10 protein-coding genes are annotated in these 15,957 nt (G+C 72.9%); all 10 read right to left on the bottom strand.

Annotated features, from left to right (window positions below; translation table 11 throughout):
* Nucleotides 1-86 precede the first annotated feature (86 nt).
* Nucleotides 87-881 carry an ABC transporter permease gene (locus ACIRQY_RS12115; RefSeq protein ID WP_351781271.1) on the bottom strand — a complete coding sequence of 265 codons (795 nt, stop codon included), beginning with the start codon at nucleotides 879-881 and terminating at the stop codon, nucleotides 87-89.
* Nucleotides 878-1,873: an ATP-binding cassette domain-containing protein gene (locus tag ACIRQY_RS12110; RefSeq protein ID WP_403924278.1), complete on the bottom strand. Its 996-nt coding sequence runs from the start codon at nucleotides 1,871-1,873 to the stop codon at nucleotides 878-880. Before ACIRQY_RS12110 ends, ACIRQY_RS12115 begins: the two co-directional genes overlap by 4 nt.
* A gap of 17 nt (nucleotides 1,874-1,890) precedes the next feature.
* Entirely contained in the window at nucleotides 1,891-2,136 is a 246-nt protein-coding gene (locus tag ACIRQY_RS12105) for an acyl carrier protein (protein ID WP_351781267.1), read from the bottom strand.
* Nucleotides 2,133-3,188, bottom strand: coding sequence for a beta-ketoacyl-ACP synthase 3 (locus tag ACIRQY_RS12100; protein ID WP_403924275.1), 1,056 nt, complete (start codon nucleotides 3,186-3,188; stop codon nucleotides 2,133-2,135). Before ACIRQY_RS12100 ends, ACIRQY_RS12105 begins: the two co-directional genes overlap by 4 nt.
* 194 nt (nucleotides 3,189-3,382) lie before the next feature.
* On the bottom strand, nucleotides 3,383-4,090 hold the full coding sequence (locus ACIRQY_RS12095) for a GAP family protein (protein WP_403924272.1): 708 nt from the start codon (nucleotides 4,088-4,090) through the stop codon (nucleotides 3,383-3,385).
* Nucleotides 4,090-6,687 carry a class III lanthionine synthetase LanKC gene (lanKC, locus tag ACIRQY_RS12090; RefSeq protein WP_403924270.1) on the bottom strand — a complete coding sequence of 866 codons (2,598 nt, stop codon included), beginning with the start codon at nucleotides 6,685-6,687 and terminating at the stop codon, nucleotides 4,090-4,092. Before lanKC ends, ACIRQY_RS12095 begins: the two co-directional genes overlap by 1 nt.
* An 11-nt stretch (nucleotides 6,688-6,698) precedes the next feature.
* Nucleotides 6,699-7,352 (bottom strand): flavoprotein, encoded by a 654-nt coding sequence (locus ACIRQY_RS12085; protein WP_351781605.1) that lies wholly within the window; start codon nucleotides 7,350-7,352, stop codon nucleotides 6,699-6,701.
* 36 nt (nucleotides 7,353-7,388) lie between these two features.
* Nucleotides 7,389-7,922 (bottom strand): hypothetical protein, encoded by a 534-nt coding sequence (locus tag ACIRQY_RS12080; protein WP_403924267.1) that lies wholly within the window; start codon nucleotides 7,920-7,922, stop codon nucleotides 7,389-7,391.
* Between the two features lie 66 nt (nucleotides 7,923-7,988).
* Nucleotides 7,989-8,711: a thioesterase II family protein gene (locus ACIRQY_RS12075; protein WP_403924264.1), complete on the bottom strand. Its 723-nt coding sequence runs from the start codon at nucleotides 8,709-8,711 to the stop codon at nucleotides 7,989-7,991.
* Nucleotides 8,708-15,937, bottom strand: a complete 7,230-nt coding sequence (locus ACIRQY_RS12070) for an amino acid adenylation domain-containing protein (RefSeq protein WP_403924261.1) — start codon at nucleotides 15,935-15,937, stop codon at nucleotides 8,708-8,710. Before ACIRQY_RS12070 ends, ACIRQY_RS12075 begins: the two co-directional genes overlap by 4 nt.
* Nucleotides 15,938-15,957 lie beyond the last annotated feature (20 nt).

Here is a 15,957-nt window from a genome sequence, read left to right as displayed (position 1 = left end):
CCGGAGTGCGCGGACCGGCAGGTGGGTCGGCCCGGTGTCGGACACCGGGGCGTGCCGGGGCGTTCCGGCGGACGGCGGGAGACCCCTCAGCGCTGTGCGGCCGCCTTCCGGTACGCGCGGCGGGCCAGCGGCACGACCACGGCCAGCAGGAGCACCAGGACCAGCAGGGCCGTGGGCAGGGGGTGCTCGGCGGGGAACGCCCCGCTGGTCGGGCCGCGCTCGTTCCCGAACAGGTCCCGGCTGGCCGAGACGATCGCGCTGACCGGGTTCCACTCGGCGAGGACCCGCACCCAGCCCGGCAGCCCGTCCAGCGGCACGAACGCGTTGGACAGGAACACGAGGGGCATCATGACGACACCGGACACCGCGCTCACCGTCTCCACGTTGCGCAGCACGAGCCCCAGCAGTGCGCCGAGCCAGGACATCGCGAAGCCGAGCAGGAGCAGCAGTCCGAATCCGGCCAGCGTCTGGAGCGGGCCGTTGTGGGCGCGCCAGCCGATGGCGTATCCGACGAGGGTCATCACCGTGCAGCTCCAGGCGACCAGCAGACCGTCCGCGACGGTCCGTCCCACCAGGACGGAGGAGCCGGAGATGGGGAGGACCCGGAACCGGTCCACCAGGCCGTTGTCGAGGTCGCTGACGATGCCGACGCCGGTCGTGGTGATGTTGGTGAGCATCACCTGCGCGAAGATGCCGACCATGATGTATTCCTGGTAGCCGCCCTGGCCGGGTGCCCGCATGGCGCTGCCGAAGAGGCAGCCGAGGACGAGGACGGACGCCACCGGCATCACGGTGACGCCGAGGAGGTGTTCCGGCATCCGGCGGATGTGCCGGACCCTGCGTCCGACGAGGGCGAACGATTCGCTGACTGCCCCGATCATGCCGGCTGCCCTCTCCCGGGAACGGTGACCGCCGCCGCCCGCTCCCCCTCGGGTTCGTCCTGCCGTCCGGTCAGGGCGAGGAACACGTCGTCGAGCGTGGACCTGCGTACGGCGAAGTCCTCCGGTTCGATCCCGAGCGCTTCGAGGCCGCTCGCGGCCGCGGCGATCGTCCGCACACCGCCGGTCAGCGGTACGGACACGGTCCGGTTCACGGGGTCCGTCACGGGCTTCCCGGGGCCGAGTCCGGCCAGGGTGCGGGCCACGGGCGCGAGGTCGGCGACGGAGGTCACCGACACTTCGAGGCGTTCGCCGCCGACCTCCCGCTTGAGCCGGTCCGGGCTTCCCTCGGCGATGACGGTGCCCCGGTCGATGACCGCGACCCGGTCGGCCAGTTGGTCGGCCTCCTCCAGGTACTGGGTGGTCAGCAGGACGGTCACCCCCTCGGCCACCTGGTCCCGGACCATCTGCCAGAGCGTCCGGCGGCCGCCGAGGTCGAGGCCGGTCGTCGGCTCGTCGAGGAAGAGCACCGAGGGCCGGCCGACCAGGCTCGCCGCGAGGTCGAGGCGGCGGCGCATCCCGCCCGAGTACGTCCGTGCCGGCCGGTCGGCGGCCTCCACCAGCCCGAACCGCTGGAGCAGTTCGTCGGCCCTGGCCTTCGCCCCGCGCCGCCCGAGGTGCAGCAGCACCCCGATCAGCCGGAGGTTCTCGCGCCCGGTGAGCCGTTCGTCGACGGACGCGTACTGGCCGGCCAGGCCGATGCTGCGGCGCACTTCGCGGGCGTGGGTGGCCACGTCGTGACCCGCCACGACGGCGCGTCCGCCGTCCGGCTCCAGCAGGGTGCTGAGGATCCGGACGGTGGTGGTCTTGCCCGCGCCGTTGGGGCCGAGCACGGCGAACACCGTGCCCGTGGGCACGGCGAGGTCGACCCCGCTCAGCGCCTGGTGGTCGCCGTAGCGCTTGCGGAGACCCTCCGCGGAAATGGCCGTCTCCATGGCGGCGCCTCCGGTTCTCAGTTGGCGGAACCCTGCCGCGCGAGGATCAGGGTGGCGACACCGGCGATGTCCCCGGCGTCGAGGAGCTCCTCCTCGGGTATGTCGACACCGCAGTGCTGTTCGAGGATCACCGAGAACTCCAGCATCACGAGGGAGTCCAGTTCGAGCTCCGTGAACGGGGTCTCGGCGGTGACTGCCCCCTTGACGTCGAGCCGGTCGGTGAAGAGGGTGACGAGCTGTTCCGTGAGTGCGTCGGCGGTCATGCGGTGGTGCCTTTCTCGTCGGGGTGGGCGGCTGGTTCGGTGTGGAGGACGTCGGACACCTGGAGAGAGGGCCAGGTCAGGGCGGCGGAGCCCCAGCTGAGGCCGCCGCCGAAGGACGTCATGAGGACGCGCTGTCCCGGGGCGAGGCGGCCGTGGACCGCCGCGTCGGTGAGGGCGAGGGGAATGGACGCGGCGGAGGTGTTGCCCACCCGGTCGAGATGGATGAGCACCCGGTCCCGGTCCACCCCGAGGACGTCGGCGACGGTGTGGAGGATCCGGATGTTGGCCTGGTGACCCGCGACCCGGTCGACATCGGCGGCGGACCAGCCGATCTTCTCCAGCAGCTGGGCCGAGGACTCCCCCATGCGGTGCACCGCATGGGTGAAGGTCTCCTTGCCGCGCATCGTCAGGTACTCGTCCGCCTCGGTGGTGCCCTCCGGGGCGGACCGCTGCCGGGAACCTCCGCCGGGGACCAGCGCCAGGTCCTTGAGCGCACCGTCGCCGCCGAGGTCGAAGCCGACGAGCGCGCCGGGTTCGGAGGGGTCACCGGCCCGCAGGACGGCCGCGCCGGCCCCGTCGCCGAAGATGATCGCGGTGCCGCGGTCCTTGAGGTCGAGCCGGGTGGACCAGATGTCGGCGCCGACGACCAGGACGCGTTCGGCGAGGCCCGCCGCGATGGCACCGGCCGCCGAGGCAAGGCCGTAGACGAACCCGGCACAGGCGACCGACACGTCGAAGGCGGCGACGGGCCCGAGGCCGAGGCGCGCGGCGACGTACGGGGCCGTGGCCGGCATCGGGTGGTCGGGGGTGCTGGTGGCGAGGACGAGCATGTCGGCGCCGCCGCCTCCGGCGGAGTCCAGGGCCCTTCGGGCCGCGGCCACCGCGAGATCGCCCGTGGCGGTGCCGGGGGCGGCCCAGTGCCGCCGGTCGATTCCCGTGCGGGAGCGGATCCAGTGCTCGTCGAGGCCGAGCTGTCGCTCCAGCTCGGCGTTGTCCACCACGCGCGGGGGCACGGCGGCGCCGAGGCCGGCCAGGACGGCGGAGCGGCTCATGACGGCCCCCGGCTGATGGTGTGTCGCGGCTTGCGCAAGGTCACTCTTCCTTCCCTGGTGCCCGGGTGGTCGCCGCGTGCGGCAGCACCCGGGCATGCGTTCGGAGAATGGGGGGCGGGACGGGGTCGACCCGGTGAGGGAACGGGGGCTACCCCATGAGGGGACGGGGAGGCCGCCCCGTGAGGGGACGGGGGCTACCCCGTGAGGAAGTCCATGGCCTTCTCGTAGGCGCTGGTGCCCGACAGGAGCAGAAAGCCCACCAGCGCGAACAGCCAGGCGGTGTTCTCCCGGGCGTTGACCCTGAGCCAGTGGTCGATCCTGCGCAGGGTGGGCTGCACCGCCCTGCGGGAGACGGCCCGGCCGATCGCCATCAGCACCGCGGGGGCGATCATGACCAGGCAGTACAGCGCCAGCATCGCGGCCTGGACGGCCCAGGGGAGACCGGACCCCCCGAGAGCGTCGATCGCCGCCAGGTACGGGAACATCGTGACGACTTCCAGCGCGACGGCCGTCAGCGCCACGACGATCAGACCGCGGGACGTGGCCGAGGCGCCGACCGCCGCCTCCCTCCAGGCCGTGAGGCGCCCCTGTCCCTCCTTCTCCCGCCGCAACAGGCCGTACCAGCCGCCGATGAGGATCAGCACCACACCGCAGGCCGCCGTCGCCATGTCCCCGGCGGGTGAGTGGAGCGCCGACCGAAGGGGCTCGCGTACGGCGGAGAGCGCGCTCAGCATCGCCAGGCCCAGCAGCAGATAACCGAAGGCGACGCTGAACAGGTAGCCGAAGACGTTCGCCATCCGCAGCCCACGGGGAGTGAGCAGGAACCAGACCGGGATGGCCAGGGTGGACACGCTCAGGGTGTCCATCAGGGCCAGCGGAATGATGCGGCCGAGTACGTCCACTAGAAGACCCCGGGAAGCCAGTTGTCCCGGCGGCCGGAGGCGAACGCGATGCCGGTGAGGACGCCCGCGCTGCCCGTCCGCAGGTCGCTCGACAGCTTGAAGTTGCGTGAGCCGGGGAAGTGCAGTTCGCCTTCGCGCGGCCGGATCTCGTGCACGCCCAGCTGCTGGGTGTGCCGGTGGACGAGCGCGCGGGCGCGCTCTTCGGCGACCCCGTCCCGGGCGAGCGTGGCCAGGGCCGCGACGAAACCGGCACGGCCGCGGAACAGGCCGCTCTGCACCATGAGTTCGGGCCCGGTCGCCCGGACCAGGTCCTCGACCGAGGCCTGTGCGGAGGCCCATCCCCCGTGGCGGGTGAGTTCGGAGAGGACGAGCGCGGCGCCGCAGGAGCCGACCTCCAGGTACCCGAGGCTCCGGCGCCCGGCCTCGTTGAACTGCAGGGAGCCGTCGGCGCACCGCACATATCCGGAGAGCTCGAACTCCAGCAGCTCCCGGGCGAGTTCGACGGCTGCGGCGTCTCCGGCGCGCAGGCCGTGGCGGTGGACGGCGAGGGCGATGCCCGCGACGCCGTGCATCAGGCCGTAGTGCGACACGTCGGGCTCGTCGGCGCCGGCGAGGCGGTCGAGGTAGGCCCTGGCGCGCTCGGTGAGGTGGGCGCCGAGCTCCTCCGCGAGGCCTTCGGGCACCAGCGGGTCGACGCCCGACGCCATCTCGGAGGCGGCCAGCTGGATCCCGGCGAGGCCGCTGAAGACGCTCAGCCCGATGCCGTCACGGTCCTTCGCCAGGGCGGAGTCCACCAGGGAGCGGGCGTGGTCGTGGCGTCCGGCCTTCCACAGGGCGTATCCGGCGCCCAGTTCGCTGTCGTACAGGCCGCATTCGAGCCGGGTCGCCGATGCCCTGCCCCGAGCGGCGGTCCAGTCGACCACCTCGTCCACGAGGTCGGGCACGTCGAGGCCGCGGGTCCCGAGGAGCGACCACAGCACTCCGGCCGCACCGGTGGCGAGGGAGACCGGGGAGTGGGAGAACCCCGTGAAGTCGCCGCGGAAGAGGCGGTCGGTGCGGTCGTGGCTGCTGGTGGCCCGGAGGCCGGTCACGATCTGCGCGGCCCAGGTCTCGAAGCCGAGCGCGTCGTCGAGGTGGCTGGAGGCGACCGTCAGCGGGCCGTCGGTGACGGTGTCCGGGCGGCGGGCGGCACGCAGCAGCCGGTCGGCCCACTCCCGCGGCAGGCCGTACCAGGTCCGGCAGGTCTCCAGCAGCTGGCGCAGCTTGGTGCCGTCCATGCGGATCAGGTGGGTGAGGGGCATGTAGCAGGAGAGTTCCAGCATCGCCAGGGCGTACTCGTCGGCGGCCCGTCCGGTCCTGGCCGGGTCGGTGAAGCCGGGGGCGCCGGGGAAGGGCCGGGGGGCGTCCTCCGGCAGGCACGTCTCCAGGTCGATGAGCTTGACGTCGAGGCCGGGCGTGACCATCACGTTGCCGGAGTGCAGGTCCCCGAAGACATGGCCGCGGTCCCAGATCGCCTCCATCGCGCGGCGGACCTTCGTCAGGATCTCCTCGACGTCGCGGCGGTAGGCGCCGATGTCCTCGGGCGTCGGCGGCTCGAAGGGCTCGGGGCGGACGAGGAAGGGGACCCGGGCGGCGCACCATTCCTGGAGAGTGGTCCCGTCGACGTACTCCATCGCGGTGAAGAGGTGCGACTGCCAGCTGAACTGGTCGTACGCCTCGGGGATCCCGGGCAGTCCGGCGAGGGTCCGCATCGCCTGGTACTCCTTGGCGGCCCGGGCGACCGAGTCGCCTCCCACCAGGTCGTAGCCGGCGAACGGCCGGGCCTCCTTGAGCACCAGCTGCCGACCGGTGCCGAGGTCGGTGGCGAGGTAGACACCACCGCCGTTGGAGAAGTGCAGCGTCTTGTCGATGCGGTACGGCGGGACCGGGCCGTCGGCGACGGGCGGCGCCGGTCTGAACGCGTCGGGGATCCTGACGAACGAGGGGGCCTTGAACGGCACGGACCTGCGGTCGGGGACGCGGTGCCCGTCGGGGTCCTCCAGGGCGAGGACCGGTCTGCCCTCGTCGCTGCGGCAGTACTGGCGGGTGTAGGCGCCGTACCGGACGTGGACGACGCTCCGGTCGACCTGGAGGTCGGACAGGATGCGGGGGCCCTCGGCACCGTCGAGCAGGCCGACCAGTTCGGCGGCGAGGACGAGGGACTGCTCCTCGTCGGCCGGGTAGAGGACGAAGCCCTTGCCGGAGACCTGCCGGGGCGCGTACTTGGCGTTGATCAGCCAGGCGTACTCGTACCGCGCGAGGAACTTGAAGGGGACGCCGCGTTCCGTGCAGAAGGCCGAGACCTTCTCCCGCAGTGCCTCGAAGGAGTCGGGCGTGACCGCGATGTGGATCTTCCAGCCCTGGCCGGTGACGGGTTCGCCGCCGGGTCGGCAGACGGTCCAGATGCCGTGCTGGGCGTACTGCCAGCCGTCGGCGTGGACGACCGGCACCAGCCCTCGCCGCGTCGAGCGGAACCTGGCGTCGGCGGGGTCGGCCTTCCAGCGGGCGATGTCGTCGTAGGAGTCGGGATCGGCGAAGGTGTAGAAGAAGTGCTCCATGCCCGGCCTCCTCAGGCGCCGACGGGTACGGCCGCGTCGGTGCGCGCGGTCTCGGTGTCCGGCGCCCCGGTGGCGGCCGGCTCGGTGGTGGCCGCCTCGAAGGCGGCGATCGCGTCCCAGAGGGGGGCGGTCACATCGGTCTCGGCGCCGGTGGAACGGCTGGTGCCCTTGCGGGGTTCGACGAGGTGGTAGTGGGGGACGGCGTCGAGGCGGCCCAGCACGTCGGTGATGATCGGGTTCCGTGCGACCCCCGGCGGGAAGGTCGGGGCGATGACGACGGGAGCGCTGGTGCCGAGCGCGGCGAGGAAGAAGGGAGAGGTCCCGGCGCCCGATGCCAGGCCCGACAGGAAGGCGACGCTGGCGGGATAGACCAGGATGCCGTCGTAGTCGGCCGCGATCCGGGTGTGCACCGGCTCCCGGCGACCGTCCGCGGTGTCCCAGGTGTTGCGGACGACGGGTGTCCCGGTCATCGCCGCGAGGGCCGACGCGCTGACGAAGTGCTCCGCCGAGTCGGTCAGCCCCACCGTCACCTTGTAGTGGGGGCGGTTCACCGACAGCCAGTTCAGCCAGAACGGCAGGTGGGCGGTGGAGAGGGTGCCGGTGGCGACCAGGAACAGATGGGCCTGCCGGGCCTTCGCCGCGGCACTCTGGTCGAGCCGGGACATCGATGTCACGTGTGCTCCCTTGCTGCGTTGCTGTGGTCAGTCGCCGGGCGAGTCCCAGCGCCGTTCGGCGTCCTTGTCCCACCGCCTGTCGTGCTCGCGTCGGCGGTCGTCCTCGCGTCGGCGGTCCTCTTCGTCACGCCGACGGCCGTCACGCCGACGGTCCTCGTCGTCGCGTCGGCGGTCGTCGCGTCGGTGGTCGTCGCGTCGGTGGTCGTCGCGCCGGTCATCGTCGCGTCGGCGGTCCTCGTCGTCACGCCGGTAGTCGTCGCGTCGACGGTCGTCGCGACGGTAGTCGTCGTCACGCCGGTAGTCGTCCCTTCGCCGGTCGTCGTCGCGCCGACGCTCCTGCGAGGACTTCAGACCGAAGTCGCCGCGCAGTTCGTCGACGAACCCCCGGGGCTTTCCGCGCCGATAACTCTCCGCGAATTCAAGACCTCCGAAGAGGACCAGCGCAATACCGAACGGCCTTCCTTCGAACCAGATGAATTTCGTGTCCGGGAAAGCCGCGATGAGCACCACACCCGCCACGGCCAGGGCGATCCCGAGAACCCTTTTCAGTTTTGTCGACACGATCGTTCCCACCTTCCGCTGCCCTCCGCAACCCAGTAGCCGCGTTCAACCACGTTGCGAATCCTGTCAGTTGACGGCCGAAACTTTACATGCCGGAGATGGATCATGCAGAGCAAGGCTGAAAACCGCCTGCCGAAGCAGGCCAAAATCTTGCGACACCAGGTAATGCCCGCCCGGCAGATAAGCCACTTCCACGTCCTCGCCGAGTTCCTTCCAGCCTTCGAACGCCTCCCTCGGCACCAGCGGGTCCCCCTCACCGGCGAAGACCCTGACGGGCACGGGCAGCGGGCGTTCCTGCGGCCGGTGCTCGTACGTGGCGCACAGGCGCGTGTCGTCCTTCAGCAGGCCCAGGAAGGGCCGGACCCAGGCGGGATGGGCGACCAGCCAGTCGGGGATGCCTCCGATGGCCCGCAGCCGGGCGAGCAGCGTGTCCTCGTCGTCCTCCGCCGTGAAGGTGCCCCACGACAGGTGCGGCGCTCCGAACGCGGCGACCGCCAGGGCTTTGGGGAGCCGCCCGCCGTGTTGTCGCACATGCCGGGTGAGCAGATAGGCGAGAAGTCCGCCCATGCTCTTTCCGAACAGCACGTAGTCGTCGTCCATGTGCGGTTCGAGTTCGGCGGCGAGTGCCGGTACCAGGCCGTCGGTGGTGCGGTGGGTCCTGCGTCCCGGTTCCGGCCCGGCCGGAATGGCCACCGGCACCACTTCGAGCCCTGCCGGGGCGTACTGGACCCAGGGACGGAAAACCGAGGCGTTGCCGCCCGCGTGATGGAGACACACCAGCTTCGTCACCGGGTCCCTCCCCCACTGCCCATCATGTCGAGCAGTCGTTCGGACAGGGCGGTGACGGTCGGATGGTCGAAAATCATCGACGGCGGCACTTTGCACTCCAGACCGCGCTGCAGGTGGCTTCTCAGCTCGATGGCACGGAGCGAATCGAGACCCCGGGCGAAGAGGTCCTGGTCGTCCGTCAGGGCGCCGCCGTCCCCCGCGCTCTCCCCCAGCACCCGCCGCACCAGTTCCCGTACGTGGCCGGTCAGCAGCTCCCGGCGGGCTTCCGGCCCGGCCTCGTCGAGCGCGGCCCGCACGCCCTCCTGGCGGGCCTCGGCACGGCTGCCTCCCGGCATGTCGGCCAGGAGGCCGCGCAGAGCGGGGTCGTCGCGGTCCTCGAACCGGGTCCAGTCGGCCGGCAGCACGGCGACGACGGGGTCGGGGCCCTCCGCGGACAGCAGGAGCGCCAGGACGGCCAGACCGTCGGCCGTCGGAATGACGTGTTCGCCCTTGCCCACGAGGACGGTGTTGAGCCCCGCCCGCGCACTCATGCCCGTCTCTCCCCAGGAGCCCCACTGGATGGCGAGCCCGGGCAGCCCCAGGCCGCGCCGATGGGAGGCCAGCCCGTCGAGGAACGCGTTGGCCGCCGCGTACGGGGCCTGGCCCGGCGTGCCGAGCAGCGACGACGCCGAGGAGAACATGACGAAGAAGTCCAGCGGCCGGTCGGCGGTCAGCCGGTGCAGGTTCCAGGCCCCCCGTGCCTTGGGGGCCATGACCCCCGCCAGGCGTTCGGGCGACTGGAGCAGCAGCACCCCGTCGTCCAGGACACCGGCCAGGTGCAGCACCCCGGCGAGCGCGGGGAGTGCCGGGTCGGCGTCGATCCGGCCGAGTACGTCCGCCAGCGCCTCGCGGTCCGCGACGTCCACGGCGTACGTCGTCACCGTGGCACCGGCGGCGCGCAGTCGCTCGATCGGCTCGCGCGCGGCCTCCTCCCCCGGGGTCCGGCCGAGCAGCACGAGGTGGCGCGCTCCGGCGTCGCACAGCATCCGCGCCGCCTCCAGACCGAGCCCGCCGAGCCCACCGGTGACCAGGTAGGCGGCGTCGGGCCGTATCCCCGCACCGGACCACGGCCCGGTTCCCGGCGGACCGGCCTGTTCCGTCCGGACGAGGACCTCCAGGTGCCGGTGGTGGCCGTCGTAACCGACCCGGTGCCGCTCGGGCTGCTCCGTCGTGACGCTCAGCAGGGCGAGCTCCGCGTACAGCAGGGCGGCGCGGCCCCGGAGGTCGGTGCGGGGGTCGAGGTCGATCTGGGTGATGCGGAGCTCGGGGAGTTCCGCCGCCGTGACCCGTCCGAGTCCCCACAGCGCCGCGTCGGCGGGGCGGGTGACGGGGCGTCCGGCCACGGCCTGGGCACCGGCGGTGACCAGGCACAGACGGGGCGCGGCCGCGTCGAGCACGGCGAGCCGCTGGGTGAGCCGCAGCATGCGGCCGCCGTCCGCCACGGCGTCGGCTCCGGCGTCACCGGTGCCCTCCCGGTCGCCGGGGCAGACGGCGACCAGGTCGTACGGACCGAGGTCCGCGTCCTCCGCCCAGCCGTCGAGGACGTCACAGCTGACCCCGTGGGTCCGGGCGAAGGCGGCGACCTCCCGGCCCAGCCCGGCGTCGCCGGTCACCAGCCACCGCTGCTCGGGCACGGCGGACGGGCGCGGCGGCGCGACCGGGTTCCACCGCGTCGTGTAGAGCCATTCCCGCCAGGGCTCGCGCCGTGCCGGGATCATCGTCTCCCGCGCGGCCCGCTTGAGCAGGACGCCTTCCAGGGCGATGACGAGGGTTCCGTCGGGCGCGACCAGGTCGATGTCGGCGCGCAGGACCTCCGGGTCCTCCTCGTGGGTGGGCCGCAGCCGGGCGTGGCACCATGCCTCGGTCCCCACGGAGGCGCTTTCGACGCGCACCCGGTCGGCGCCCAGCGGCACGTACGTCCGTCGGCCCAGCTTCTCCGGGTAGGTCACCGTCAGCGCGAGGAAACACGCCTCGATGAGGACCGGGTGGGCCCGGTGGAGGGAGGCTCCGGCACGCAGCTCGGGGCCGAGGCGCACCTTCGACAGGGCGTTCGGGCCGTGCTGCCAGAGCCGTTCGGTGACCTGGAACAGCGGCCCCAGGTCGATCTGCCGTTCGCGCTCGCGCTGGTAGATCTCGTCCGGCCGCAGCTCGTGGCCCTCCAGTGCCCTCCGTTCCGTCTCCAGCCGTGCGCGGGTGTACGGCGGGGCGTCGCCCGCGGCGGCGGCGAGGCTGCCGGAGGCGTGCAGGGTCCAGTCGCCGGGACGCCGGGTCCGGTCGCCGGTGGCCAGGGGACGGGAGTGGACCTCGAAGGTGTGGCTGCCGTCCGCGTCCGGTGTGAGGGCGATCTGGGTCTGGCGGGGGGCGTCCCCGTCCGGGAAGGCCATGGCGTGGTGGATGTGGAAGTCCCGCAGCTCGGCGGGCACCGGCCCGAAGACCTCGCGGGCCGCGGCGAACGCCATCTCCAGGTAGGCGACCCCGGGGAGGACGAGGGAGCCGAAGACCCGGTGGTCGCTCAGCCACGGCAGGGTCCGCACACCGGCGACCGCGTCGAACCGCACGCCGCCTCCGGCGTCGGCGAGGTCGAGGCGGCGGCCCAGGAGGGGGGCCGTGTGCGGGTCGGCGGCCGACGCCCCGGGGCCCGGGGCGTCGATCCAGTGGCGCTCCCGCTGCCACGGGTACGTGGGCAGCGGGACGCGGTGCCGGTCCGGTCCCCCGGTGACGGCGTGCCAGTCGAGGTCGACGCCGTTCTCGTACAGGCGGCCGACCGCGTCCAGGAGTCGGCTCCACGGCCGGTCCTGCCGGATGCCGGGGACGAGCGCCGTACCCGGTTCGTCGAAGAGCTCCTCGACGAGTTGCAGCAGGGTCGGACGGGGGGCGATCTCCAGCAGGGTGCGGACGCCGAACCCGCGCAGGGACGTGGCCGCGTCGTGGAACCGGACGGGCAGGGTGGTCTGCTCGACCCAGTAGCGCCAGTCGGCGAGTTCGGCTCCGATGTCCTTGCCGGTCACCGAGGAGACGATCGGCGTGCGGGGCGGGTGGTAGGTGACGGTCCGGGCGACGGCCTCGAACTCGGCCAGGGTCGGTCGCATCAGGGGCGAGTGGCAGGCGACGGAGATCCCGAGCCTGCGGTGCCGGACGCCCATGGCGGTCAGCCGGGCGCAGATCTTCTCGATCTCGCCGGTGCGGCCCGAGATCACCGTGGAGGTGGGGCTGTTGACGGCGGCCACGGAGGTGTCCGGGCGGAGCAGCGGGCGGACGGTCGCCTCGTCGGCGGCCACCGTGACCATCGTCCCCGGTTCGGTGCGGTCCCGCATGAGGCGGCTGCGGGTGCGCACCAGGGTCAGCGCGTCCTCCAGGGAGAACACTCCGGCGAGGCAGGCCGCGACGTACTCGCCGAGGCTGTGCCCGAGCATGACGTCGGGGCGCACGCCCCACGACTCCCAGAGCTTCGCCAGGGCGTACTCGAAGGCGAACAGCGCGGGCTGGGCCTGGCTGGTCTCGTCGATGGGGGACGGCTCGCCCGGCTCGGGGAAGAGCACGGACAGCAGCGGCGTGCCCGAACGGTCACCGAGCAGTTCGGCACACCGGTCGACGGCATCCCTGAACACGGGCTGCCGCTGGTACAGCTCCCGGCCCATGCCCGCGTACTGCGCGCCCTGTCCGGCGAAGAGGAACGCCACTCCACCGGGCCGGGCGGGCCCGCCGTCGGCCGTCGTGTCGTGCCGCACCGCGAGGAGTTCCTCCCGGGCCTCCCGCGCGCTCGCGGCGACCACCGCGCGCCGGGCCGGGAAGTGCCGTCGGCCGGTACCGGCCGTGAAGCAGACGTCGGCGAAGCGGGCCGGATCCTCGGTCGTGCCGAGGACGTCGGCGTAGCGGTGGATCAGCTCGTCCAGGGCCCGTCCGTCGCGGGCGCTGAGCGCGAGGATCCGGGGCTCGTCGGAGGTCCCGGTGCCCGGCTCGGGGGTGGGCGCCGCCCGTCGCGGAGCCTCCTGGAGCACCACGTGGGCGTTGGTCCCGCCCACGCCGAGCGAGGTGACACCGGCAGTACGCGGACGTCCGTCGGTGGTCCACGGTGCGGTGCGAGTGCCGACGCGGAAGGAGGAACGGCCGAAGTCGATCTCCGGGTTGGGGGCGGAGTAGTGGAGGCTGGGTACGAGCGTGCCGCGCTCGACGCAGAGTGCGGCCTTGATGAGCCCGGCGATCCCGGCCGCCTCGTCCAGGTGTCCGATGTTGGTCTTCACCGAGCCGATGACGCGGTCGCCCGCTCCGGGCGCGGTCCCGAACACCTCGGTGAGGGCGGCCAGTTCGATCGGGTCGCCCAGGGCGGTGCCGGTGCCGTGCGCTTCGACGTAGCCGATGTCCCCGGGGGCGACCCCGGCGGCGGCCAGCGCCTCGCGGACGACGTCGGCCTGTCGCGCCGGGCTCGGGGCGGTGAAGCCGGCCTTCGCGGCGCCGTCGTTGTTGACGGCCGAGCCCTTGACGACGGCGATGATCCGGTCGTTGTCCTCGACCGCCTCGTCGAGCCGCTTCAGGACGACGACCCCGCAGCCGTCGCCGAACAGGGTCCCCGCGGCACCGGCGTCGAAGGTCCTCGTACGGCCGTCGGGGGACAGGATCATGCCCTCTTCGTAGAGGTGTCCGGCGCCCTGCGGCACGACGAGGTGCACCCCTCCGGCGAGGGCGAGGTCGCTCTCCCCCTCCAGGAGGCTCCGGCAGGCCAGGTGGACGGCGACCAGCGACGTCGAGCACGCCGTCTGCACGCCCAGGCTCGGGCCGCGCAGGTCGAGTGCGTACGACACCCTGGTGGCGAGGTATCCGCCGTCGTTGCCCAGTTGGAGCTGGAACTGCTCCATGTCCGACTCGGTCAGCGCCTTGGACCGCCCGTAACCGAAGTGCGGCAGAAGGTTGTTGAGCAGGTAGGTGCTCATGCCGCCACCGGCGAAGACCCCGACCCGTCCGTCCCGGGTGTCGCCCGGGGCGTGCCCGGCGTCCTCCAGCGACTCCCAGGCGCACTCCAGGAACAGCCGCTGCTGCGGGTCGAGGAGTTCGGCCTCCCGGGCCCCGATGCCGAAGAAGGGCGCGTCGAACCGCTCGATGTCCGGGAGCACCGCACCGGCCGCCACGAAGTCGGGGTGGCCCGCGATGCCCGGGTCGCGCTGGCCCTCGCCCGCCGCGGGCGGCCCGCCCGCGGACTCCACGCCCCGGAGGAGGTTGTTCCAGAAGGTCTCGATGTCGGGGGCGCCGGGAAAGCGTCCGGACATCCCGATGATCGCGATGTCTCCGGTGCCGCCGCGCGGGCGGTCGCGCCGGGCCGGGGCGGGGGGTGTGCCCGGGTCCGGTGCGTCGTCGCCGTTCCGGTCGAGGTGGGCCGCGAAGGCCTTGATCGTCGGATGGCTCAGCAGGTCCGTCATCGAGACGTCCCGGCCCAGGGCGCGCACGAGCGCCGTCCGCACCTCGACGAGCATCAGGGACGTACCGCCGAGGTCGAAGAAGCGGTCGTCGACGGACACGTCGTCGAGTCGCAGCACGGTGCGCCACACGTCGACGAGGAGCCGTTCGGTCCCGGTGCGGGCCTTGACGGCGGCTCCGGCCGAGAGCCGTTCGAAGACGGCCGGGGGTCGCAGCAGGGCCCGGTCGGTCTTGCCGCTCGTGGTGAGGGGCAGTTCCGTCAGCAGGACGTACGCCTCCGGCAGCATGAGCGGGGGCAGTTCGGGGACGAGGAAGTCGTGCAGCTCGCGGGCGGCGGTGGCGGGTGCGAGCGACGGTCCTGGTACCACGTGGGCGACGAGGCGGCGGTGGCCGTCGATCTCGTGGGCGGCGACCACCACCGCCTCGACACCGGGATGTCCGAGGAGCAGCGTCTCGATCTCGCCCGCCTCGACGCGTACGCCGTGGACCTTGAGCTGGGTGTCGATCCGGCCGAGGTGCTCGACGGTGCCGTCCGGCAGGCGGCGGCCGAGGTCACCGGTCCGGTAGAGACGGCCGCCGCCGTACGGATCGCCCACGAACTTCCGGGCGTTGAGGTCCGGCCGGCCGAGATAGCCCGGCGAGACGCCCGCTCCGGCGACGCAGAGTTCTCCCTCCGCGCCGTCGGGCACCTGCCGGAGGTCCTGGTCGAGGATGTGGACCTGCACTCCGTCGATGGGTCGCCCGATCGGGGCGATCGCGGGCCAGTCTCCGGGATCGCCGTCCAGGGTGTGGGAGGTGGCGTCCTGGAACTCGGTCGCGCCGTAGTGGTTGTGCAGGCGCGCGCCCGTACGGGAGAAGAATCCTCGGATGTGGGGGCCGATCCGCAGTTGTTCGCCGGTCGTGACGACCTCGCGCAGATGCGGCCAGTCCGGTTGCTCCGCCGCCGCGCGCGCCAGGTGTTCCAGGAGCGTGACCGGCAGGAAGAGGCGCTCGACGCGCTCCTCGCGGAGGAAGTCGACGAGTGCGTACGGGTTGCGCCGCACCTCGTCGTCGGCGACGACGAGCGTGCCGCCGAAGCAGAGGGTGGAGAAGATCTCGTGGAAGGCGAAGTCGAAGCTCAGGGAGCACAGTTGGGCGGTGCGTCGGCTGCAGCTGTCCGGCCGGGTGCGGTGGTGCCAGTGCAGCAGGTTGAGCAGGGCCGCGTGGGTCATCACGGCGCCCTTGGGCACACCGGTCGAGCCGGAGGTGAAGACGGCGTACGCGGCGGTCCCGGCGTCGTCCACCCCGTCCCGGGACGCCTCGGCGGCCCCGTCGGTGTCCGGCAGCTGCCCGTCGGTGCCGGGGAGCGGCCCGTCGGTGTCCGGGAGCGGTCGGCAGTCGTCGTCGAGGGCGAGGACGCCGACCGGCAGTCCGGACGGCGGGGGTGTGCCGTCGGTGACGAGCAGGGTGATGCCGGCCGTCTCCACCACCTGCCGGACCCGTCCCGCGGGATCGGCCGGATCGATCGGAACGTAGGCCGCGCCCGCCCGCATGATGCCCAGCATCGCCGCCACGGTCCCGGGACCCCGGGCCATGCGCACACCGACGAAGTCGCCCCGCCGCACACCCGCGCGGCGCACCGCGGCGGCCACGTGCCCCGTCATCGCGTCGAGGCGGCGGTAGCTGACCTCACGGGTGCCGTGGACCAGGGCGGCCTCGTCGGCCCCCGGTCCCCGGCCGCGCCGTGCGACCAGCTGGTGCACTCCGGTCACCGGTTCCTCGGGAAGGTGGTTCGGCATTCGTTCCTCTTCGCTCTCGT

Source organism: Streptomyces sp. NPDC101490, from assembly GCF_044767145.1.
GTDB lineage: Bacteria > Actinomycetota > Actinomycetes > Streptomycetales > Streptomycetaceae > Streptomyces.
Note: the sequence above shows the minus strand (reverse complement) of the source record. Positions and strands in the feature narration are given on the sequence as shown.

Bases quoted from the DNA above. Each gene is read 5' to 3' on its own strand.
- ACIRQY_RS12085 (WP_351781605.1), bottom strand. From the start codon at position 7,352: ATGTCCCGGCTCGACCAGAGTGCCGCGGCGAAGGCCCGGCAGGCCCAT.
- ACIRQY_RS12070 (WP_403924261.1), bottom strand. From the start codon at position 15,937: ATGCCGAACCACCTTCCCGAGGAACCGGTGACCGGAGTGCACCAGCTG.
- ACIRQY_RS12110 (WP_403924278.1), bottom strand. From the start codon at position 1,873: ATGGAGACGGCCATTTCCGCGGAGGGTCTCCGCAAGCGCTACGGCGAC.
- ACIRQY_RS12115 (WP_351781271.1), bottom strand. From the start codon at position 881: ATGATCGGGGCAGTCAGCGAATCGTTCGCCCTCGTCGGACGCAGGGTC.
- lanKC (WP_403924270.1), bottom strand. From the start codon at position 6,687: ATGGAGCACTTCTTCTACACCTTCGCCGATCCCGACTCCTACGACGAC.
- ACIRQY_RS12105 (WP_351781267.1), bottom strand. From the start codon at position 2,136: ATGACCGCCGACGCACTCACGGAACAGCTCGTCACCCTCTTCACCGAC.
- ACIRQY_RS12100 (WP_403924275.1), bottom strand. From the start codon at position 3,188: ATGAGCCGCTCCGCCGTCCTGGCCGGCCTCGGCGCCGCCGTGCCCCCG.